Below are 21,353 nucleotides of genomic sequence, written 5' to 3'. Positions count from 1 at the left end.
TTCCGTATCGGAGCTCCGGATTGACGTTAGGTACTACGGGTGCACAGATGCTAAGTAGCTGGTCAGTTGATCGACCAACTGCGCCAACTCTGCCGAGCCACCTCTAGCGCCCGCAATGAGTGTCTCGCCGTGCGAGTCAGTGCGCTCGTTTGAAACGTTCGGCCCATACAGGCCAACAGCCAGTTCCCTCAACCGGTCCTTGTGATCCTGTGACTTTTGTGCTGCAGGATCGGCCTGTCCCACGGCTCGGAGTATCAATTCCTCAGGGCATAAGGTTGGGATGAAGGCAACGTTCCTTCGCAGCCACGCCAAGTATTTTCGCTGAATTTGTACACGTTGCGCCAAATTCCCGCCACCGGCCCCGCCATCCACTGTCAGCTCTGGATCCACGCCCGTCTGCTCCTTGATCTTCGCAGCGAGCGTGTCATTTTGCGCCACACCAATTGTGTCCGGATCAACGAACTCAGGGACGAGCCGCTTGTCGCCGTCCAGGAGCACTAAAGTATGCCCGGGCGCCGCCATGAGTACAGGCACGTGATACTTCAAAATAGCATCGGCCCCACCACTTGGGAACTCGACCGCAAAGACCTCTCGCGTCGCGGCATCCGCTATAGTCAGGAGTGCCTGCTCCACTACCATCTTCGCCAATCGATCCTCGACTAAAACTCGGATCCGCCCACCGCTCATTGCGCCAAGGCGACGAAAAGCGGCATACGGGTGCGTCGACGCAATCGCCGCAAAACGCCCGTCTTCCAGCTGATGAAACGTCTTGATCGCATCGTCCGGTAGCCCCGCGGTCATATGAGGCGAGTGAGTTGAAAACACGACCTGCAGCTGCCGGACACGCGCCATCTTTACGAGGAACGCAAGCAACCGCTCTTGCGCCCCTGGATGTAGGGACACCTCCGGCTCGTCAAGCAAGACCAAGGTTCCCCTTGCAGCTTTCAGAATCTGTACAACACAGCTCGTTACGGCAACCTCACCGCTGCCTGCGAACGCTTCCGAATACCGCCCGTGCTTTGTCTTAAAAACGATGCTGAGTCCGCCGTCACCCTTGAAGAGGCGATGTCGAATCCAGCGTGCCTCCTCATATTCTCTACCCAGAACAAAACTCACCATTTCCAGCTCAGCCTGAGCGAGTAGCCGATTCTCCGTCGCGACCTTCCGGTTACGATACTCTACAGATGTATCATTCGCTTCAATCACGCGTGCTAGCCATTCAGCATCGTATCGAACCTGATCCATCTTGCTCGTGATGCGACGTGAAAAGGGCTTCTTTGCAACTCCAGCCGCCCCCTTAACTGCCGCCAGTGTCGCGGGTCGCCTTGCTACCGACATCCGATTAGCCGGGTCCTTGCCAAAGTAGAAATACTTGTCGAACGCGCTCAATTCCTTGCGAAAATTTATATAAAGCACGTCGCGAGTTACGGGGTTCCACCGATCCTTGCTTCGCCCCGTGTACGTTTTACCCGGCTTAAGAGTTGGCTCCGCCATGTCGTCGCCCGGACTTTCCTTTGTCGGCTCCCAGTAGTTCGGATCGAGCTTGTCGCCGCGGACCTTTCGCACACGCGCCTTACGCGTCTCGACGATACCCTTCAGTGCAGAATTGTAGTGCCCGTAAATGAACCGGCTTGGGCTACCATCCCCCTCCTCAATTGGGTCAACTTTCGTGCTGAACCAATACTGCCCGGTCGACTTACGTGCAGGAGCGCCGTACAGCGCATTCAAAACTGACGTTTTGCCAGAACCGTTTGATCCGACCAACGCCGTAACGGGGAATGTGAAGTCAATGCGTGTACCGTCTGCAATGTTCTTGTAGCGCGGGAAGCGAATGTGCGAGATGTAGCCGGGGAAAACCATCTCATATTTGTTGCGATTTTCTTCAACGCGCAAGATTTCGTCGTTAAGTTTCAGCATTGTCAAAGCACTGTTAGATGGCGAAGGCCAATGCGTATCGACCTGATGGGAATCGGATCTGGGGCCACCAGACAGACTGATGCTTGCCGTAAGCTTTCGTTCGGATCATAAACACAGTTATGCGATCGTTCGGCACGGACAGAGCTTCACCTCCGGTCAATACACCCTGCGTCTCTCGCCGGCTCTCACGCAGATCACGCCCCCGATCAACATAAACGTAAGCCATGCCGTGCTTCAAAATTTCCGCACATTGCTCCAGCGACTCCGCAACGGCGAGGGGATTCCATACCCGCTCCGAGCTTTCCGGATCTGGAACGGTCAGCTTGATGAGTTCCTTGACATCTGCGATTGAGAACGATTCATGACACTTATCTGCAATGCCGGAAAGCAGCTTATCCAGCTTCGGCGTGTGCTTAGAGCCTACATCGTCCCTTAACACTTGAGCCGGGTTGTAAGTGCCTCCGCCGGTATAGACACCGATAGCGCCAGGAACCAAGACGTTACGTCGCGTCGCCTGGAGACCATTCTCCAGGTAGATACCGCGAAACTCTTCGCCAGAATTTTCGGCAATAAGTTTCCGTAGACTCCGCTCCATCTCGTTGATAGCGCGAAAAACCACGTGCAGCTCGGGCGGGAGCCAGAGTCGTAGCAATCCTATATCTTGACGTCGATATCCGTACATGCGCGCATGCTGAAGCACCGTATCGGCCTGCGGCGTACGTGGATGGCGCCCGTAGTAACTCACAAGCAAGTTCTTGATGGTTACGCCGCGTCCGAGTTTGTTCCCACCGACGAAGAGGTTGTAGGGCGCATGCAAAGCCACGTCTTCGTCGGTCTCCCCGTTCACGAGTTTGACCGTGATGCCCGGGGAAAGAAACTCGATTTTCTCGAGCAAACGATCGAAGTTTGCCTTCGCCAACTGTTTGTGTGTACCTGCGAGATCGTCGAAGGCCTTCCGGAGCCGAGCAATGAGTTTGGCGTTCTTCGCCTTCAGGCCAGATGCCAAGTCAGCCTTATACATGCGCAGCAGGTCGACGATGTGCTTATGGTCGCTTGTCCGTGTACTCACGTGGCACAGAAACGCACATTTTTGATCGGGACTCGCTTCTCGCTTGAATGTCGCACCGATCATGAAAGTATCCAGCGCAGACAACAACGAGGCGGGCATCTGACTGCCCGGTGTGGGTTGGGATCCAGCGGACAAAGTCACGAGGTCCGCTAAGGGAAACTCACGAACGAGGTCGGCGCTGCGTTTGTCGAAAAAGTCGTCCCCCCCGACGTAGTCACCGCCAGGGTGACTTAGCACCGTAAACTTCGGCCGAAAGGCATGCTTGCCTTCTTGGAGGAATAGTGCTCCAGGAGTGGCGGTTACCTGCAAATAAGTATTTTTATCGAAGAACCCACGCAGTTCTTCAATCTGACCATTTATCTTGCTGCGCGAACCGTCGTTCTTGCGAGCCTTGGTATTCAAGCTCGCCTGATCAGCCTCGTCATCAATAATCAGGCATGGAAGTCCCCGAACACCTGCCCCCTTGAAGTTCTCAATCAAAGTGTTGAGGATGCTGCCGTTCTTCGTTACCACAATGGCACAGGTACCGCGCTTGATGCGCTGTAAAAAGGCGTCTTTATCACGAAGATCCGCTTTCCCTAGGATGTCCATGCCCGGAAACGCTTCTTGAATTCGCCCCCGCGTTTGCTCATACAGGGGGTCAATGTCGGACGTGAGAACAATGAGTGTCCGATATCCCTCATCCGCACCCATCGCACCAGTCACGGTCAGGACGCCAGTTTTGCCACTTTGCACAAGACCATAGATGAGCCCGTTCGTCTGCTCCTTGCCTCCGCTCAACGGGTTGACCCACTTACCGACAACTTCGCTCGCCGTGCGTGCGATGTCGTCGACTTCGTTATCGTTACTCACCTGCTGACGAAGCAGATTGAGGATCTCGTCGATATGTCTCATCGTGCCTTGTTTCCCCGTGTACTTAAAAGGTTGGCCCAGTCAGCTGGTGCGATCTTTCCCGGCAAAGTGCCATTGGGGCCGCTGATCTCGAAATGCTCTCGGTGCTTACGTCGGCAAGATACATGCAGTGCTGCATTCCGTGTCGACGCAACGCAAATAAAGTCACTATACGGTAGCGCAGCAACGCCGTCCGCCCCGCAAATCAAACCTATCACGAGCGGCATTACCTCTGCTCGTGCTTGGAGAAGAGACTGCTCGTCGGGCACAAACGTAAAGCTCCACGGACTACGTTTCGCCGTCGAGTATTTTAAGTGGATCTGCAATCGCTCGTTCAATACGAACAACGGTGGGGTATAGGTAACGCTCGCACCGTTCGATCCGCGAATAAGTCGATGAATAGCCGCACCTTCATAGAACTCCTGCTTCTGGATTGGCATTAGACACCTTTGTCAAACATGTGAAGAGTTCTGCACCGGTGCCACGCCAATCAGTCCTGCCAAGGGGGCAGGCGATCGCATCGCCTGACTTACTTGCGAACGACGCTCGCATACATTTAGGTCTCTATAGTTGCCACCGCTTCTTGCGTCAACGTTGCTGTTGCTCGCCGTCCGTCAGTTCTTTTCGTCACGCTATCATATAGTCGCAGAGCGGTTTTCGAAACAGCGATGATATTGGTTCAGATCGTAGCCCCAGCGCCTAGCCAAGCGCAACAGAGGCGCAGCATATGGGCATAGCAAGCCGCTCATGATTTGTTGGTAGCCATCGAGAGGTCATCTCAAGACACGTCAGCGACGCCATAAACTCGCAAACTTGGACACGTTGTCGGGACAGCATGACTTCGCCTTAGAGAAACCACAACTTTAGGCGACAACCTTGACCCAACTAATTTCTGAATCACTGCTCTCGCAAGCTATCGCGAACCAGCAAGAGCGTATGCGCGGCTATGAAGTTCCGTCGGAAGCTCTCACATTCGAGACTGTGCGTGCGCTCGACTATGCATTCTGTCGCGAACTGATACCGCACCTTACCGAACTCCGTCTGTTGTTTCCAGCTCCGCGCTGGCGCTGCGTAGACGGTGTCAAGATAAGGCGAAGAGGTAAGGTCGTCACCGACATCGACTTCGTCGCCTACGATTCAGCATCGCGCACGGCTGCCCTTTTTCAGTTGAAGTGGCAACAGCCTTCTGCAGGCGACGAGAAGACCCGTCGAAACAATGCCAGCAACCTGGTAAGCGAATGCAACAAGTGGATTGCAGCAGTCTCCGAGTGGTTAGCCGAGGAAGGGTTGCCAGTACTCGCACAACGCCTAGGCATTCCTCGCGATGAGTTGACTGACTCGTCGCTATTCGTCCTCGGACGCTACGGCGCGCATTTCTCCGGACACGCGAACGCCGACTTATGCGCAGCTTGGAGCAACTGGGGGCACTTTGAGCGCGAGCGAACGTTGCATCCGTCAGCAACGGTTCGCGAGATGTTCGACAATCTTGTAGAGGGCGTAACCGAAATCAAGCGTACCGTACAGCCCGAGTCCTTGACGTTGCCGCTGCCTGGCTTGGTCCTTGTCGTAAACCCAAACCGACGCCCCGCAGACATGGAGCTACCGTGAAATTTTCCGAGTGATAGCAGCAACAACGCCGTCACTGAAAGAGGTAGGTAAACGCACCAACCCGTTCTGCTACGGCCCACCCGAAAGCCACGCTGTAGTCAAACTACGCTGCCTTGACTCGCTCTGCTTCCCCTATCTCTTGGAGAAGAATCGCACTAATTTGGGACGGGCCATGAGCAAACAAAAAGCCGGCTCGAGGCCGGCTTTGTCTGCGAAGCATAAGGCTGCACTTTGTCAACGGAAGCATAACTTTGCACCCAGTGCAAAATTATGCTTCCTGTCTCAGAAGGCCGGTTTTAAAGGAATTTCGTTGGTGGAGAGGAGGAGGATCGAACTCCCGACCTTCGCATTGCGAACGCGACGCTCTCCCAGCTGAGCTACCCCCCCAACATCTTGGCGATCATACACAACCTGCGTCCGGGATGGCAAGCCACCGTGGAAAAGTTTTTGCGATCCCGGCAGCGGTCGCATCAAGGTTTCGCGACGGTGCCGGCTCAGTTCGACGGCGCGCCCGCCAGCACCCATTTGACCACCGACTTGATGTCGGCATCGCTCATGCCGGGATGGGCCGGCATCGGGATCACGCCCCACACGCCCGAGCCGCCGTCGCGAATCTTCTTCGCGAGCTTGCCCGCGGCGGCCGGGTCGTTCTTGTAGCGCGCGGCCACCTCCTTGAACGACGGCCCGACCAGCTTGCGATCGACGGCATGACAGCCCATGCAGGCGTTGCCGCGCGCCACGCGCAGGCCGTCGTCGGCCGCCCGCGCAGCGGGCGCGGCAAGCAGCGCGGCGCCGATGGCCGCCGTCGCGGCAAGCACGGCAAGGCGCCCGCCACCCTTGCGCTCGATGCGCGCGCTCATTGGCCACCCGCCCGTGCGTTGCCCGGATGGACGTTCGGCGAACTCGACACCGGCGCCGGCGCCTGCAGCGGCGCCGAGGTCACGCTCGAATCGGGCACGGCGCCGACGGTCGGCCCCACATCCACGGCCGGCGCCGGTTGCGCGGCGCCGGCGCCACCGGCAGCGCTGGCCGGCGCGCTCGAGGCAGCAAGGCCCGGCGCATCCATCGGCTTGATGTACTGGAACACCTTCACGACCTGCACGACGCCCGGCACGCGGCTCGCCACGTCGGCGCCGATGTTGCCCTCGTCGACCGTCACGAGCCCGAGCAGATAGATGCTGCCGCGCTCGCAGACCACCTTGAAGTTGTTCGCCGAAATGCCCTTCTCGGCGATCAGCGCGGCCTTCACGCGGCCTTCGAGATACGAATCGTTGGTGCGGTCCGACAGCGAGCTGGCCGGTGCGATCGCGAGCTCGTTGACGATCGCGTTGACGTTGTTGATCGCGCGGACGATCTCCTCGGCGCGCTGCTTCGACGCTTCGTTCGGCACCTCGCCCGTCAGCAGCACGCGGCGGTTGAAGACGGTCACGTTCACATGCGCCTCGTCGGGCAGGCCGCTCTTGATCTGCGAGGCCGCCTTCACCTGGATTTCGCGATCCTCGGTCTGCGCGCCCAATGTACGACGATCTGTCGCAATCAGGGCACCGCCTCCCGCGGCCGCGCCGGCAACGGCCAGCACGCAGCCCTGCAGCGTGGCGGCAAGGCCCGCCGACAGCGCGATCGCCAGCATGGTTCTCACAAGCGCGGGTCCGACGCGGCTCGTATTCATCGACAGCTCTCCTTCGAATCAGTCTTCGCCCAGCAGCATCGCGTCGATGCCGTCGCACAGGCAGTGGATGGTCAGCAGGTGGATTTCCTGGATGCGCAGCGCCCGCTCGGACGGCACGCCGATATGAATGTCGGTGTCGGACAGCGCGCTCACCAGCTCGCCGCCGCTGCCGGTCAGCGCGATCACCGTGATCTCGCGCTCGCGCGCCTCGGCGGCCGCGGCCAGCGCACGCGGCGAATCGCCGGACGGATCGATCACGACCAGCACATCGCCGGTCTGGCCGAGCGCGCGCACCTGTTGCGCGAAAATGTGATCGGCCGCCTCGCCGCCCGTGAACGGGCCGGCACGGCTCGCGTCGGTGGCGAGCGCGAGGCCCGGCAGGCTCGGCCGTTCACGCTCGAAGCCGCCGGTCAGCGCGTTCGCGAGCCGCTCGGCCGGCGCGGCCGACGGTCCGTCGCCGCAGGCGAGGATTTTGTTGCCGTTCGCGAGCGCGGCGAACATCGCGTCGACGGCGGCCGCGATCGGCAGCGACAGCGCATCGAGCACTTCCTGGACGAGCGTTGCGTTGTCGCGAATATGTTGCTGAATACGTTCGACTGACATCGATACCTATCGAATGAAACGCGGAGCGAAGCCGCGCGAGAGCGTGGGTGCGGCGAGTTTACCGCACTCCGCGCACGCCACCGCCGCGTCCTTTACAACTCGACACAACAACCGCGCGCGAATTGCATCCGCTAGCCCGCCCTGCGAGGCCGGCCGATGCGGCTAGACGTCGTCGGCACGAAACGCGTCGCGCAGCCAGACGAGCCGCCCGCCCTCGAACCCGACCACGTCGAAGCGGCACGGACACGCGCCGCCCAGCCGCGCCCAGATCACGCGCGCCGCCTGCACGATGCGCCGCCGCTTGTGCAGCCCCACGCTCGCGAGTGCGCCGCCGTGGCGGTCATGCCGGCGCGCGCGCACCTCGACGAACACCAGGGTGCCGTCGCGCTCGCGCATCACGAGATCGAGCTCGCCGCCGCGCACCACGACATTCGCCGCGACGAACGCGAGGCGCTCGCCCTCGAGGAAACGCCGCGCCTGCCACTCGAAACGCTCCCCGATGCGCTTCGACCCGGAACGGCCGGAAAAGTTGTCGGCCTCGCCCAGGCGCGCGGCATTGCGCGGGCGCACCGGCGAATGGCAGGTCGCGCCGGCAGCCTCGCATGCCGCGCCGCCGGCATCGCCCACGGCGCCATCGCGACCGGCGCGCGCGTGTCCGCGCGCGCGACTGCGGCGCTCGTCTGCATCGCCATCGGCGTGGTCCCCGCGCCGCCCGGCCGCCGTGGTCGGCACCATCAGCGGCGCCTCGCGGCTCGCGTGGCACAATGCCAGCCTTGTTCCGCCCGTCACGCGTTTTCGCGCGTTTCCCGCCATGACTTCCCTCCCCGAACTCGCGCACACGCAGCACTACCCCGCCGGCACGCTCTACGTGGTCGCGACGCCGATCGGCAACGCGGCCGACATCACGCTGCGCGCGCTGCACGTGCTCGCGCTCGTCGATCGCATCGCCGCCGAGGACACGCGCAACACCGGGCAGCTGCTCGCGCGCTACGGCATCTCGAAGCCGCTCGTCGCGGTCCACGAACACAACGAGCGCGAGGCGGCCGGCCGCCTCGTCGAACAACTGCGGGCGGGCGAGCGGATCGCCTATGTGTCCGACGCCGGCACGCCCGGCATCTCGGACCCGGGCGCCAAGCTGGTGGACGCGGTACGCGCAGCCGGCCTGCCAGTCGTGCCGCTGCCCGGCGCGAATGCGGCCGCGACGGCGCTCAGCATCGCCGGCGACTGGGCCGGCCCGTTCACGTTTGCCGGCTTTCTGCCGCCGAAGGCAAAACAGCGCGCGGCGGCACTTGCCACGTTGAAGGCGCATCCCTACGCGCTGGTGTTCTACGAAGCGCCGCACCGGATCGCCGAGACGATCGACGCGCTCGCCGACGCGTTCGGCACGCAGCGGCGCGTGCTGATCGCCCGCGAGTTGACCAAGCTACACGAGGACGTGTTCGCAGGCACCCTGGCCGAAGGGCCGGGGTGGCTGGCCGGCGACCCGAATCGCCAGCGCGGCGAGTTCGCGGTGGTGGTGGAAGGCGCAAGCGCGCCGAGCGGGGAGCACGATCCCCACGCACACGACGCGCTGCTGACGCTGCTGCTCTCGGAGCTGCCGGTGAAAGGCGCGGCGAAACTGGCCGCCGCGCTGACGGGCGCCTCGCGCAGCACGCTCTACGCGCGCGCGCTCGAACTGAAGGAACAAGAAGGACGAGGCGCACGCGACGCGTGAAGCGCCGCTGCCGCCCCGCGGCGGCGGTCACGCCGCCGTGCGCCGATGGCGAACACGACCGCATGGGCGCCATCGAGCCGCAGCAAGGGCAGGCGTCCGGGTTGCGCCGCGGCGGGCCGGGCGCGACACGAGCCGCTCCCGAAGGCCCGCTGCGCGCCCAAGACTCAGTGTGTCGGCGAGGCCGACGCGACCGTTTCGTCGCGCGCGATTCGCGCCTGCTCGGGCGAGAGGCCGACGATCTTCACGCGCGCGGTGCCCGAGCGCACGAGGCCGATCACCTTCGCGGCCGCATAGGACAGATCGAGCACGCGGCCACGCTTGAACGGCCCGCGATCGTTGATCTTCACCACGACGGATTTGCCGTTGGCCTGATTGATGACCTTCACGTACGAGGACAGCGGCAGCGTGCGGTGCGCGGCGGTCAGCTCGTTCATGTCGAAGCGGTCGCCGTTGGCGGTGCGCCGGCCATGGAATGCGCGGCCGTACCACGAGGCGCGGCCGGTCTGCCGAAAGTCGGATATGTCGGCCGCGTCGATCGGCTTCGCGTTCGACAGCGACGCGTGCGACGCGTCGTCGGTGCCGGCGGCCGGCATCGTCGCCAGCGCCGCGTCGAAATCGTCCTGCTTGCCGGCCGCGTCGTCCGACCGGGCTGCCGCCGTGGTCCGAAGTGCGTGCTTCGCCGGGTTGTCGTTGTTGGCCGCCTGTTCGGAGGCCGGATTCGGCGGCATGGCACACCCGGTGAGCGCCGCCACCATCATTACTGAACCGAGTTGCCTCGGTAATCGAAATTTCATCGACGTGTCGCCTATGGGTGCGGGCCGTCGCACAACATGGTCAAGACGGCCCGGACGGATATGCGCGCACGCGCTCGCCCGTCGCGGGCAAGCGGCTTGCACTGGTGCGGCTGTCGTACTCGCCGCGACCGTCCTGTTTAGTTTTCACGTCTGGCGCAACCTGTCCCCGGCAGCCTGACCAGACCCCAAATGCCGCCTTCGAACCGAAGACCAGGTTCGTGCGCGTCGCCTACGGCCAACGAGCAGGAACGGCGGCATAGGCCTCATCCGGCGTTGCGGCAGCAGGGCCGCGGCAGGTGCGCGTTGCGCCTGGCCGGACAAGACGTGAGTACCGATTGAATCGGCACTGGATGCGCCGCCGGTAAGCCGGCGGCTAGTGCAATGACGGCGTCCGGGCACCCGCGGACGGGAGCTTGAACGCCTATGGAACGCGTGGCGCAGCCACGCACAATGGGCCGCATTATACATAAACGAAGTTGCCAGCCCGCGAAACACGCTGTCCCCTTGATTGATTCTCGCTATGACGCCATTCCGGGCACATCCGCTGACGCGCCCGCCATCGCGGGCCGGACCCGCGAGCCGGCCCGGTGCCGGCCGGCTCGCCCGCGCCGGCGAGCCGGTACAATCGAGGTTTTGCCGCCGCCGGTCCGCCCATGAAAGTCACGCTGATTCCCGTCACGCCGTTCCAGCAGAACTGCTCGCTGATCGTCTGCGAGCAGACGGGACGGGCCGCCGTCGTCGATCCCGGCGGCGATCTCGAACGGATTCGCGAGCAGGTCGAGCAACAGGGCGTGCAGGTCGAGAAGGTGCTCGTCACGCATGGCCACCTCGATCACTGCGCGGGAGCGAAGGCGCTGGCCGCACACTATGGCGTGCCGATCGAGGGGCCGCACGAGGACGAGCGGTTCTGGATCGAGCAGTTGCCCTCGCAGAGCGAGCGCTTCGGTTTCGGCGCCAAGGCCGAGGTCTTCGAACCCGATCGCTGGCTCACCGACGGCGACGCGGTGACGGTGGGCGACGAAACGCTCGAGGTCTATCACTGCCCGGGCCACACGCCGGGCCATGTGGTGTTCTTCAGCCGCGCGCACCGGCTCGCGATCGTCGGCGACGTGCTGTTCGCCGGTTCGATCGGCCGCACCGATTTCCCGCGCGGCAACCATGAGGACCTGGTGCGCTCGATCCGCGAGAAGCTCTGGCCGCTCGGCGACGACGTCAGGTTCGTGCCGGGCCACGGCCCGGTGTCGACGTTCGGCAACGAGCGCGCGACCAACCCGTTCGTGGCGGACCGGAGGTTCGGATGAACGGCGAGATCTATGTCAGCACCGACGTCGAGGCCGACGGGCCGATCCCCGGCCCGCATTCGATGCTGAGCTTCGCCTCGGCTGCCTATACCGAGGACAAGCAGTTGATCGCGACATTCTCGGCCAACCTCGAAACACTGCCCAACGCGGCGCCCCATCCGGTGCAGGAAGCCTGGTGGAAGACGCAGCCCGAGGCCTGGGCCGCGTGCCGCCGCGACCTGCAGGCGCCCGACGCGGCGCTCGTCGCCTACGTCGAGTGGGTCGAGGCGCTGCCGGGTAAGCCGGTGTTCGTGGCGATGCCGGCCGGCTTCGACTTCACCTTCATGTTCTGGTACATGATGCGCTTCGCGGGGCGCTGCCCGTTCTCGTGGTCGGCGCTCGACATCAAGACGCTCGCGTTCGCGTTGACCGGCCTGCCCTACCGCAAGGCGATCAAGCCGCGCTTGCCGAAGCACTGGTTCGACGACCATCCGCACACGCACGTCGCGCTCGATGACGCGATCGAGCAGGGTGCGCTGTTTTGCAACATGCTCGCCGAGCTGCGCGTGCGGCAGGCCGCGTTCGCCGCCTCAGCCCCGGCCGGCCCGGACGGCGAGGACGGCCCGGGCTGAGGCGGCGCTCGGCAAGGCCGCGCGCGAGCAACATAAATATTTCCGTCGCGCCGGCACCGCGTAGCGAATCCCGCTCGAATACCGGGCATCGATTGCATGACTTTTCCCGCGCCTCTAACATGGCGGCATGGCAGCCGCCTTCGGAGACGCAGGTGATACTCGATTCTTTCTCGCAAAAAATTCTTCGCCTGTTGCAACTCGACGCACGCCGCTCGGTCCAGGAGATTTCCGACCAGGTCGGCCTGTCGAGCACGCCGTGCTGGCGACGCATCAAGGACATGGAGCAATCGGGCGTGATCCAGCGCTATACGGCACTGCTCGACCGCGAAAAGCTCGGCCTGCATGTCTGCGCGCTCGCCCACGTGCACCTGACGCGCCACAACGAAGGCGGCGTCGAGCAGTTCGAGCGCGAGATCGCGACCTGCCCCGAAGTGACCGAGTGCTACAGCACCACCGGCGAGGCGGACTACATCCTCAAGATCGTCGCGCCCGACATCAAGGCCTACGACGTGTTCCTGCATGAGCGCATCTTCAAGATCCCGGCCGTCTCGCAGGTCCGCACGAGCGTCGTGCTGCGCGAAATCAAGTTCGATACCCAGTTGCCGCTCTGAGGCGGCAGGCCTCGCACCGCCCCGCCCGCTTGGCCGGAGCGCCGCGGCGCGCCGCTAGGACGCGCCGCGCTCGCCCGCCGAAGCCATCGCGCACGCGATACCGATCCGTCTCACACCGAGCCGCTCGCGCAGCGCGGCGGCGTCGGCATCGGTGAGGGGCGGCGTACCCGCGGCGAGCGTCAGGTCGATCTCGAGCCCGCTGCTCAAGTAATGAAGCTGCATGGCCGTGGCACGCAGGCCCGCTTCGCCCAGCATCGCCTCGATCCTCGGCGCGATCTCGCTGCGCGGCGGCAAGGCGAGCGCCGGCTTCAGCCAGATCAGGTCGTTCTCGGTATCGACGTGGATCAGCGCGTCGAGCACGTGCGTATCGCCGAGCAGGCGCGCCCTCGCCGTCTCCGCGATGAAATGCCCTTCGGAGGCCGAAATCATCGGATCGACGAGAATGTGCGCATCGACGAGCGCCGCGTCACCCATCTTGCGCGTGCGCAATTCATGGATGCCGCGCACACCCGGCGTCTCGCTCAGCAGCGCGCGGATGCCGGCGGCGGCCTTCGCGTCGAGCGCGCGATCGGACAGGTCCTGCAGCGCCTCCCAGCCAAAGCTCCAACCCATGCGCGCCACCATGAAGCCGACGATCGCGGCGGCGATCGGATCGAGCAGCCGCACGCCGGCCAGGCTGCCGACCACACCGATCGCGACCACCAGCGACGAGGCCGCGTCCGAGCGCGCATGCCATGCGTTCGCCACCAGCATGGCCGACCGCACGCGCCGCGCCTCGGCCAGCATGTAGCGGAACAGCCCCTCCTTGGACAGCACCACCAGCCCGGCGACGGCCAGCGCGCTCGCATGAACGGCCGGAATCGCCGCCTGCTGCACGAGCCGGTCGCCCGCACGCCATAGCATGCCGACGCCGACCACGATCAGGATCGCGCCCAGCAATAAGGAGGCGACCGTTTCATAACGACTGTGTCCGTAATTATGATCGGCATCCGGCTTCGCGCCACTATGCCGATTGGCCAGCAGCACCACGAAATCCGATATCAGGTCGGATAAGGAATGTACGCCATCCGCAATCAATGCCTGGGAATGAGCAATCAAACCGACAGCAATTTGTAATATGGTAAGCGCGACATTGACTGCAATACTGACCCAGGTGGTCTTGCGGGCCACCGCATGCTTTTCGGCGTCGAGATTGTCGGCGGAGAATGTGGACATGAGGGACTTGTTGGGGGCCGCAATTCGGCGATTCTATCAAGCGCGCCGTCACACCCGCCGCACGATTCGACGAAACGCGCGGCAAATCAATTGCTTCTCAAACCGGCTCGGCCGCGGGGCCGGGCCGCTCGGATCGGATCACGCCGCGCCGCCCGATCGCGGCGCCCGTGTTTCGCCGCCACCGCAGAAAGCAAAAAGGCCACGCATCTCGCCGACGAGATGCGTGACCTTTCTTTCCGCGGGACGGGTTATCCCCGCCGCCGGAAATCAGATCGCGAATTGATCGCGATTCTTGCCGGCGATCCAACGCGGCGGCTTCCCGCGACCCGACCAGGTCGCGCCCGATTCCGGATCGCGATACTTCGCAGCGACACCGGCCCGCGCCCGGCCAGCCTTGGCTGTCTTGGCGCGGCTCAGACCGAGTTCGGCCAGCGAAAAGCCGTAATCCGAAATCTTCTGTTTGACGTCGTTGAGCACATCGGCGTATTCCTTCGCCTTGGCTTCCTCGATTTGCTTCTCCAGCTTTTCTCGCTGCGCGAGAAGGTCCTTGTAAGAAGACATATATTCCCTTTTCTCTGACTAAACAGGACCGGTCTGTGCCGGCTCACCCATTTTCAAGTAACGATGCCTCGGATGATTATGGAGGCAGAGATTAGCACAAAAAACAAACGATGGAATCACCAGCATCACAAATAAATGTGCTTGATTGTAATTAATCTCGAACGAGTCGGAGGGCCGATGATCAATTCAATTGCCACTTAAATGATTGAGACAATCGATTAGGCAGAGTTCGTTCATATATTCATGCTTTCAGACTGCGCAACCGTCGACAACGATGCAGTCGGAAGCTCTCATGCCGAGAAAGGTTTTGTCGAGAAGCGGTGGGAAATCAACGCACCAAAATTGTGCATTTACCTGATACGCCGATATTCTGCGGCTTCGGCATTGTCGATCACGGCGAATCAATAGTGGTCGCCGCGATCTCGACGGCGTCGATGAGTGCGTGGAAATCGGTCGCCGGATTGGCAAAAGCGGTACGTCGCAGCCGTCCGTCAATCCGCCAATCGGCGCCATGCCGGTCGACGCCGATCAATTCCCGCGCGCGCTCATCAGCCGGGTACCGCGCCCATAATGCCTGCTCCTGGTCGAACGAGAGCGGCGGCAGTGCGTCCAGTTCGGCGCCGTCGAGCCAGCCCATTCGACCGAAGCCGCCGATGAAGCGCAGCCGCTCGCATTCGAGCACCCAGAACGCGAAATCACCGAGCCCGAGATAGCGCGCCGCATCGCGGTGATATCGCTGATAACGCGCGGCGAGATGCGGATCGTCGTCGCTTCGCACGAAACGGCCGACGAGCGTGACACGTTCGGCCTCGAGCACCGCGCTCGCGGCGGGCACGACGGCCGGTTCCGGGTCGGCCACCAGAAAGCCGGCGCGCGGGTCGGCGGCCAGATTGCGGGTGTGCTCGGCCAGCGCGCTGACCAGCACCACCGGCCGATGCCGCGCATCGGTGGCGTAGGGCACGATGGTCGGATACGGGAAGCCGGCCGGCTCGCGCGCATGGGTCGCAAGCGTGCCGGTCTGCCCGCGATGCAGCAGGTGGATCGGTAGCGAGACGGACAGCTTCAAGGCATTCTCCTGCGCGGCGTCGCCGCGATCGCGCGCCGGCCCGCGGGCGAGCGGCGCGACGCTCCGTTAGAATCGGTTGCTGCTGCACATTGTCGCGCATCGTCCGCATGAGGCGCGCGACCGCCAACGATAACCCTCCTGGCGCGCGACCGGCGTGATTCCGAACGCCGGCGACGCGCCTCGCCGAGCTCACCGTGTCCGATCCGTCCTCCCGCCTTCCCCCGCAGCCCGCCGCCCACCGCGCCCTGTCCCCGGCGGCACGCCACCGCGCCCGCGCAGCCACCATGGCGCTGTTCTTCGTCGCCGGCATGATGTACGCCTCGTGGGGCGTGCACGTGCCGACCGTGCGCGACCGCTTCGCGCTGAGTCCCGCGCTGCTGTCGCTCGCGCTGCTCGCCGTGGCGATCGGCTCGATCATCGCGATGACCACCAACGCGAAATGGATCGCGCGGGTGGGCACGCGCACCGCCTGCCTGGCCGGCGGCATCGGCATGTCGGTGTGCGGCGCGCTGATCCTGCTCGCGCCGAGCTATCCGCTGCTGATCGTCGTGCTGATGCTGTTCGGCTTCACGATGGCCACGCTCGACGTCGCCATGAACGCCGAGGCGAGCGCGGTGGAGATCGCGTTCGGCAAGCCGATCATCTCGATGCTGCACGGCATGTTCAGCATCGGCGGGCTGAGCGGCGCGGCGCTCGGCGGCGCGCTGCTGTCGGCGGGCATGGCGCCGCCCATGCACCTGGCGCTCGCCTCGCTGGTGTGCGCGGCGATCATCGCGGCGGCCTGCCCGGCGGTGCTGCCGCACGTGCCGCATCAGGCGGCGGAGCACGACTCGTCGCTCAACCGCTGGCGCTCGGCCGCGCTCTGGGCGCTCGGCGCGATCGCCCTCGTCTCGCTGATCGCCGAGGGCGCGATGTACGACTGGGCCACCGTCTACATGCGCGACGTGGTGGCCGCCACGCCGGCGTTCGCGAGCGCCGCCTATGCCGCGTTCTCGGGCGGCATGGCGGGCGGCCGCTTCGCGGGCGACGTCGTGCGCGCGCGCTTCGGCGCGCCGCAGCTGGTGTTCGCGAGCGCGACGTTCGCCTGCATCGGGATGATCGGCGCGCTGCTGCTGCCGTATCCGGCGCCGGCGCTGATCGGCTTCACGATGATGGGCCTGGGCCTGTCCAACATGATGCCGCTGCTGTTCGCCGCGGCCGCGCGCGTGGCCGGGATCTCGCCCGCCGAAGGGCTCGCGCACGTGGCCGGCCTCGCCTATTTCGGGCTGATGTTCGGCCCGGTCGTGATCGGCGGCGTCGCGCAGGCCGCCGGGCTGCCGGTCGGGCTGGCGATCGTCGCGCTGTGCGCGGCGATCGTCGCCGCGTTCGCGCCGCGGGTCATGCGCCGGCTGAACGTCTGACAGGCTGGCGCGCCGCGGGCTCCGGCAGCGGGCCTGCGCGACGCCGGCAGCGGGCATGGCCGCTCACGCCGGCATAGGCGCCCGCGCCTCGGCGTCCGGCAAAAAGAAAGGGCGCCCGTCTTCCGACGGGCGCCCCTTACCCCCTCTGCCGATGCAGATTTACATCTTCACTTGATCGAGGAACGTCTTCTTGCCGCCCTTGTAGTCGTACAGCGAGATCACGCCGTGCTTCAGGTCGCCCTTCGAGTCGAACACGGTTTCACCGATCACGCCCTTGTAGTCGGTCGCCGGCATCGCCGCGAGGATCTTCGCCGGATCGGTCGAATTCGCGCGCTTCATCGCGTCGACGATGATGTACACCGCGTCATACGTGAACGGCGAGTAGATCTGGATCGGCTGGCCGAAGCGCTTCTGGTACTTGGCTTCGAACGCCGCGCCGCCCGGCATCTTCTCGAGCGCCGCGCCGGCTTGCGAGCAGACCACGTTCGACGAGGCGTCGCCGGCCAGGTCCGAGAGTTGCTCGGTACAGACGCCGTCGCCGGCCAGGATCTTCGCGCGCAGGCCGAGCTGCTTGGCCTGCTTGGCGAACGGGCCGCCGGTGGCATCCATGCCGCCGTACATGATCGCGTCCGGGTTTTCGCCCTTGATCTTGGTCAGAATCGCGCGGAAGTCGACGGCCTTGTCGTTGGTCGCGTCATGCGAGAGCACCTTCAGGCCGAGCGCCTTGGCCTTCTTCTCGAACTCGTTCGCGAGGCCCTGGCCGTAAGCGGTCGAATCGTCGACCACCGCCACGCTCTTGTAGCCCTTCGACTGCGCGTAGTTGGCCAGTGCCGGACCTTGCTGCGCATCGGTCGCGACCACGCGGTAGGTGGTCTTGAAGCCCTGTTGCGTATAGGCCGGGTTGGTCGCGGACGGCGAGATCTGCACGATGCCGGCATCGCTGTAGATCTTCGAGGCCGGGATCGTGGTGCCCGAATTCAGGTGGCCGACCACCGCCACGACCTTGTCGTCGACGAGCTTCTGCGCAACCTGGGTGGCGGTACGCGGGTCGGCCGCGTCGTCCTGTGCATCGAGCTGGAGCGTGATCTTCTGGCCGCCGATCGTCAGGCCCTTCGCGTTGATTTCCTCGACCGCGAGGCGAGCACCGTTCTCGTTGTCCTTGCCGAGGTGGGCAATGCCGCCCGTCAACGGCGCAACGTGACCGATCTTCACCACCTGGTCGGCCGATGCGTTCGTCGCCAACGCCGCAAACACCATCGCCGCCGCGCTGATCGGCAACAGCTTTTGCATCTTGATATTCATGGAAGTCTCCCGTTTCGATCCAAAAAATGCCATCGCCGGTGCCCCGCTCCATCCCCGGTGTCAATCACCCTGGAGTTTCGCCGGCCGCATCTGTCATGCACGTGGCTGCAAGCAGGCGACGCTGCCGCTTTTAGCGGACACCTCGCCGTACTTGCGCGCAAGTGTAGGCGATCAAATTAATTTGTGGGGCTTTTTTGAGAAAGTGGGAACAGTACCGATGTCGCGGCCAAGCGACAGTCCCGAGCGGCACGCGAGAATCCTTGATGGTTAAGGGTTTCCGCTGATTCGATCGGGATGCCAAAGGGTTGTTTCAGCAATCGTGCCGCTATCCGGAGCACGTTGCGGATCAATGGCTTCGGTCGAAAACAATTCCGTGGTCCGCGCCGCCTGAATCACGCCCCGCGATATCGAAAATGCGCTTGAATGCGCGCTACCGACGCCGTGTTTGAATACGGATCGAATCGGGCTGAAATGCGCTTGGAATTGGGTCCGACCGTCTATAGAGGGATTGCCGCACCGATAGGCGGACTGCCGTGCCAGCGCGCCGGCGCCGGACCCGACGCTCCGCCGGCGCGCTGCAGCGCGGCACGAACGATGGCACACTGACGCCGCCCTGTTCCCCTCGCGCGTGCCCTTCCCTGCGGCGCGCGCTTCGTCTGGAGACCCGCTATGACTTCGCAATGGATCGACATCCCGGTCGGCAATGAAACGTTCGGTGGCTACCTTGCCCTGCCCAAGGGCGGCAAGGGACCGGCCGTGGTGATCATTCAGGAAATCTTCGGCGTGAACGGCCACATCCGTTCGGTCGCCGAGCAATATGCGGCCGACGGCTACGTCGCGCTCGCCCCGGACATCTTCTGGCGCACCCAGCCGCGCGTGGAGCTCGGTTACGAAGGCGCCGACTTCAACAAGGGCCTGGAGCTGCTGCAGAAGACCGATCCGCACCAGGCCGCGGCCGACATCGGCCACGCGGTCGCCGCGCTGCGCGCGCGCCCCGAGGTGGAAGGCAAGCGTGTGGCCGGGATCGGCTACTGCTTCGGCGGCCGGCTCGCCTACCTGGCCGCGGCGGCCGGCGCGCTCGACGTGGCGGTCGCCTACTATGGCGGCGGCATCCAGAACCATCTCGACGTCGCGAACCACGTCACGCAGCCGATCCAGTTCCACTACGCCGGCCTCGACGACCACATCCCGGCCGAGGCGGTCGAGCAGGTCAGGGCCGCGTTCGGCGGCCGCGCGCACGCGCAGGTGCACTGGTATCCGGATGCCGGCCACGGCTTCAACTGCAACGTGCGCGCCTCCTACAACCAGCGCGCGGCGGCGCTCGCGCACGGCCGCACGCTGACCTTCCTCGCCGAGCAGCTGTAAGCTCGTCGCACCGGCCCGCGCGGGCCGGCGTCCGCACGCGCTGGCCGGCCGCCGGCGCGACGCCGGCGCCGCGCGTGGCCCGATTCCGACTCGAACAACGGGGGCCGCGGTGCAGGACGATTACCCGAACTACGATGCCACTGACCTCGCCGCGCTGATCGCCACCCGGCGGGCCAGCGCGCGCGAGGTGCTCGACGCCGCGATCGCGCGCGCCAACGCACTGAATCCGTCGATCAACGCGATCGTGCTGACCGACTACGACGCGGCCCGCGAGCGGGCCGCCGCGCCGCCGGCCGGCCCGCTCGGCGGCGTGCCCTATCTCGTCAAGGATCTCGCGGCGGCAGCCGGGCTGAGGATGTCGCTCGGCAGCCGCCACTACCGCTACTTCGTGCCCGACGCCGACGCGCCGTTCATCGCGCGTGCGAAGGCGGCCGGCGCCAATGTGTTCGGCAAGACCAGCACCGCCGAATTCGGCCAGATGCCGGTGACCGAGCCCGAGCTGTTCGGGCCGTGCCGCAACCCCTGGAATCTCGATCACACGCCGGGCGGCTCGAGCGGCGGCGCGGCGGCGGCCGTGGCGGCCGGCATCGTGCCGCTCGCGCATGCGTCCGACGGCGGCGGCTCGATCCGCATCCCCGCCTCGTGCTGCGGCCTGTTCGGCTTCAAGCCCGGCTACGATCCGCAACTGGCGGCGCAGCCCGTGCCGGGCGACCTGATCGTCAACCATGCGATCTCGCGCAGCGTGCGCGACAGCGCGCTGCTGTTCGACCTCACCACGGGGCGCGCCGGCACCTCCGAGGCCACGCTCGCGCGGCTCGACGAACCGGTGGGGGCGCTGCGCATCGGCCTCGTCACCGATCCGCTGTTCGCGGCGGCGCTGTCGCCCGACGTGCTGGCGGCGCTCGACGACGCGGCTAGGCTAGCCGAATCGCTCGGCCACGTGGTGGAGCCGATGAGGCTGCCGATCGACCAGGCGCGCGCGGCCGAGACCTTCCTCACCTGCTGGGCCGCCATCGTCGAGCCGCTGGTCCACGACGCGCAGGCGCTCACGGGGCGCCGGCCGCGCGGCGACGAGTTCGAGCCGGCGAGCCGCGCGATGGCGCAGGTCGGGCGGCATCTCGCGCGCGAGCGTCTGCCGCTCGCGCGCGACTGGCAAAAACAGCTGATCGCGCAGGTGGAGAGCGCCACCGCACGCTACGACCTGGTGCTGTGCGCGACGCTGGCGGCACCGCCCGTGCGGATCGGCGAGCTGCGCTCCACGCCGTTCGAGCGCGCGCAAATGCGCCTGCTCGCCGCCCTGCCGGCGCGGCCGCTGCTGCGCATGATGCTCGCGAACACGGCCAAGCGCGCGTTCGCCTGGGCCGGCTGCACCGAGCTGTTCAACCTCACCGGCCAGCCGGCGATGTCGGTGCCGCTGCACTGGAACGCACGCGGCCTGCCGGTCGGCGTGCAGTTCGCCGCGCGCCGCGGCGACGACGCGCGGCTGCTGCGATTCGCGCGCCAGCTCGAACTCGCGCGGCCGTGGTTCGCGCGGCGTCCGCCGCTGGTGCCGGCGGCGCGCTAAAGCACCGGCGCCGCGGCTCGCGCCGACGAGCGCGGGCCGCGCCGGGCCCCGTGCCTGGGGTGGGCGCGGCCGTTGCGGCGGCAACGGCCGTG

Annotated in this window: 19 protein-coding genes and 1 tRNA gene; 8 read left to right on the top strand and 12 right to left on the bottom strand. The window is 64.8% G+C overall.

What is annotated here, in order from left to right; translation table 11 throughout:
- Nucleotides 1-33: 33 nt before the first annotated feature.
- Together KS03_RS30170 and KS03_RS18180 are read right to left on the bottom strand one after the other, a co-directional pair.
- Complete coding sequence (locus KS03_RS30170) at nucleotides 34-1,917, bottom strand: ATP-dependent nuclease (RefSeq protein ID WP_017432251.1); 1,884 nt, start codon at nucleotides 1,915-1,917, stop codon at nucleotides 34-36.
- A 13-nt stretch (nucleotides 1,918-1,930) separates the two neighbouring features.
- Nucleotides 1,931-3,880 (bottom strand): Z1 domain-containing protein, encoded by a 1,950-nt coding sequence (locus KS03_RS18180; protein WP_017432252.1) that lies wholly within the window; start codon nucleotides 3,878-3,880, stop codon nucleotides 1,931-1,933.
- 873 nt (nucleotides 3,881-4,753) lie between these two features.
- On the opposite strand from KS03_RS18180, the gene KS03_RS31520 reads away from it, so the two are divergent.
- Nucleotides 4,754-5,485, top strand: coding sequence for a hypothetical protein (locus tag KS03_RS31520; protein ID WP_127913976.1), 732 nt, complete (start codon nucleotides 4,754-4,756; stop codon nucleotides 5,483-5,485).
- Between the two features lie 311 nt (nucleotides 5,486-5,796).
- On the opposite strand, the gene KS03_RS18175 is transcribed toward KS03_RS31520, so the two are convergent.
- The 5 genes from KS03_RS18175 to KS03_RS18155 form a co-directional block, all read right to left on the bottom strand.
- Nucleotides 5,797-5,872 (bottom strand) — tRNA-Ala (locus KS03_RS18175).
- A 107-nt stretch (nucleotides 5,873-5,979) separates the two neighbouring features.
- Entirely contained in the window at nucleotides 5,980-6,345 is a 366-nt protein-coding gene (locus KS03_RS18170) for a c-type cytochrome (protein ID WP_012734317.1), read from the bottom strand.
- Entirely contained in the window at nucleotides 6,342-7,154 is an 813-nt protein-coding gene (locus tag KS03_RS18165; RefSeq protein WP_012734316.1) for a BON domain-containing protein, read from the bottom strand. The genes KS03_RS18170 and KS03_RS18165 overlap by 4 nt, the downstream gene beginning before the upstream one ends.
- An 18-nt stretch (nucleotides 7,155-7,172) precedes the next feature.
- Nucleotides 7,173-7,757 carry an SIS domain-containing protein gene (locus KS03_RS18160; RefSeq protein WP_012734315.1) on the bottom strand — a complete coding sequence of 195 codons (585 nt, stop codon included), beginning with the start codon at nucleotides 7,755-7,757 and terminating at the stop codon, nucleotides 7,173-7,175.
- 162 nt (nucleotides 7,758-7,919) lie between these two features.
- The gene (locus KS03_RS18155; protein WP_035983597.1) at nucleotides 7,920-8,327 is read right to left on the bottom strand and encodes a YraN family protein; all 408 of its coding nucleotides are present in this window, start codon (nucleotides 8,325-8,327) and stop codon (nucleotides 7,920-7,922) included.
- A 241-nt stretch (nucleotides 8,328-8,568) separates the two neighbouring features.
- Here KS03_RS18155 and rsmI point away from each other — a divergent pair, with 241 nt between their 5' ends.
- Nucleotides 8,569-9,471 (top strand): 16S rRNA (cytidine(1402)-2'-O)-methyltransferase, encoded by a 903-nt coding sequence (rsmI, locus tag KS03_RS18150; RefSeq protein WP_012734313.1) that lies wholly within the window; start codon nucleotides 8,569-8,571, stop codon nucleotides 9,469-9,471.
- Nucleotides 9,472-9,635: 164 nt separating this feature from the next.
- Here rsmI and KS03_RS18145 read toward each other — a convergent pair whose 3' ends face one another.
- Nucleotides 9,636-10,265, bottom strand: a complete 630-nt coding sequence (locus KS03_RS18145) for a septal ring lytic transglycosylase RlpA family protein (RefSeq protein ID WP_012734312.1) — start codon at nucleotides 10,263-10,265, stop codon at nucleotides 9,636-9,638.
- Nucleotides 10,266-10,918: 653 nt separating this feature from the next.
- Here KS03_RS18145 and KS03_RS18140 point away from each other — a divergent pair.
- The 3 genes from KS03_RS18140 (at nucleotide 10,919) to KS03_RS18130 (ending at nucleotide 12,788) form a co-directional block, all read left to right on the top strand.
- Nucleotides 10,919-11,566 carry an MBL fold metallo-hydrolase gene (locus KS03_RS18140; RefSeq protein WP_012734311.1) on the top strand — a complete coding sequence of 216 codons (648 nt, stop codon included), beginning with the start codon at nucleotides 10,919-10,921 and terminating at the stop codon, nucleotides 11,564-11,566.
- Entirely contained in the window at nucleotides 11,563-12,177 is a 615-nt protein-coding gene (locus KS03_RS18135) for a 3'-5' exonuclease family protein (RefSeq protein WP_012734310.1), read from the top strand. The genes KS03_RS18140 and KS03_RS18135 overlap by 4 nt, the downstream gene beginning before the upstream one ends.
- A gap of 152 nt (nucleotides 12,178-12,329) precedes the next feature.
- Nucleotides 12,330-12,788, top strand: coding sequence for an Lrp/AsnC family transcriptional regulator (locus tag KS03_RS18130; RefSeq protein ID WP_025101386.1), 459 nt, complete (start codon nucleotides 12,330-12,332; stop codon nucleotides 12,786-12,788).
- Between the two features lie 54 nt (nucleotides 12,789-12,842).
- Here KS03_RS18130 and KS03_RS18125 read toward each other — a convergent pair whose 3' ends face one another.
- The 3 genes from KS03_RS18125 to KS03_RS18115 form a co-directional block, all read right to left on the bottom strand.
- On the bottom strand, nucleotides 12,843-14,003 hold the full coding sequence (locus tag KS03_RS18125; RefSeq protein WP_017423938.1) for a cation diffusion facilitator family transporter: 1,161 nt from the start codon (nucleotides 14,001-14,003) through the stop codon (nucleotides 12,843-12,845).
- Nucleotides 14,004-14,270: 267 nt separating this feature from the next.
- Entirely contained in the window at nucleotides 14,271-14,564 is a 294-nt protein-coding gene (locus KS03_RS18120) for an H-NS histone family protein (RefSeq protein ID WP_012734307.1), read from the bottom strand.
- A gap of 391 nt (nucleotides 14,565-14,955) precedes the next feature.
- Nucleotides 14,956-15,630 (bottom strand): HugZ family pyridoxamine 5'-phosphate oxidase, encoded by a 675-nt coding sequence (locus tag KS03_RS18115; protein ID WP_012734306.1) that lies wholly within the window; start codon nucleotides 15,628-15,630, stop codon nucleotides 14,956-14,958.
- 194 nt (nucleotides 15,631-15,824) lie between these two features.
- Here KS03_RS18115 and KS03_RS18110 point away from each other — a divergent pair, with 194 nt between their 5' ends.
- Nucleotides 15,825-17,030, top strand: coding sequence for an MFS transporter (locus KS03_RS18110; RefSeq protein WP_012734305.1), 1,206 nt, complete (start codon nucleotides 15,825-15,827; stop codon nucleotides 17,028-17,030).
- Between the two features lie 159 nt (nucleotides 17,031-17,189).
- Here the strand turns inward: KS03_RS18110 and KS03_RS18105 are convergent, their stop codons facing one another.
- A complete protein-coding gene (locus tag KS03_RS18105; protein ID WP_012734304.1) occupies nucleotides 17,190-18,332 on the bottom strand; it encodes a branched-chain amino acid ABC transporter substrate-binding protein in 1,143 nt (380 codons plus the stop codon).
- Between the two features lie 669 nt (nucleotides 18,333-19,001).
- Here KS03_RS18105 and KS03_RS18100 point away from each other — a divergent pair.
- Complete coding sequence (locus KS03_RS18100) at nucleotides 19,002-19,697, top strand: dienelactone hydrolase family protein (RefSeq protein ID WP_012734303.1); 696 nt, start codon at nucleotides 19,002-19,004, stop codon at nucleotides 19,695-19,697.
- A 109-nt stretch (nucleotides 19,698-19,806) separates the two neighbouring features.
- On the top strand, nucleotides 19,807-21,261 hold the full coding sequence (locus KS03_RS18095) for an amidase (RefSeq protein WP_012734302.1): 1,455 nt from the start codon (nucleotides 19,807-19,809) through the stop codon (nucleotides 21,259-21,261).
- Nucleotides 21,262-21,353: the final 92 nt, after the last annotated feature.

The sequence above is a fragment of the Burkholderia glumae LMG 2196 = ATCC 33617 genome, from assembly GCF_000960995.1.
GTDB classification, from domain to species: Bacteria; Pseudomonadota; Gammaproteobacteria; order Burkholderiales; family Burkholderiaceae; genus Burkholderia; species Burkholderia glumae.
This window is presented reverse-complemented; position numbering and strand designations above follow the sequence as displayed.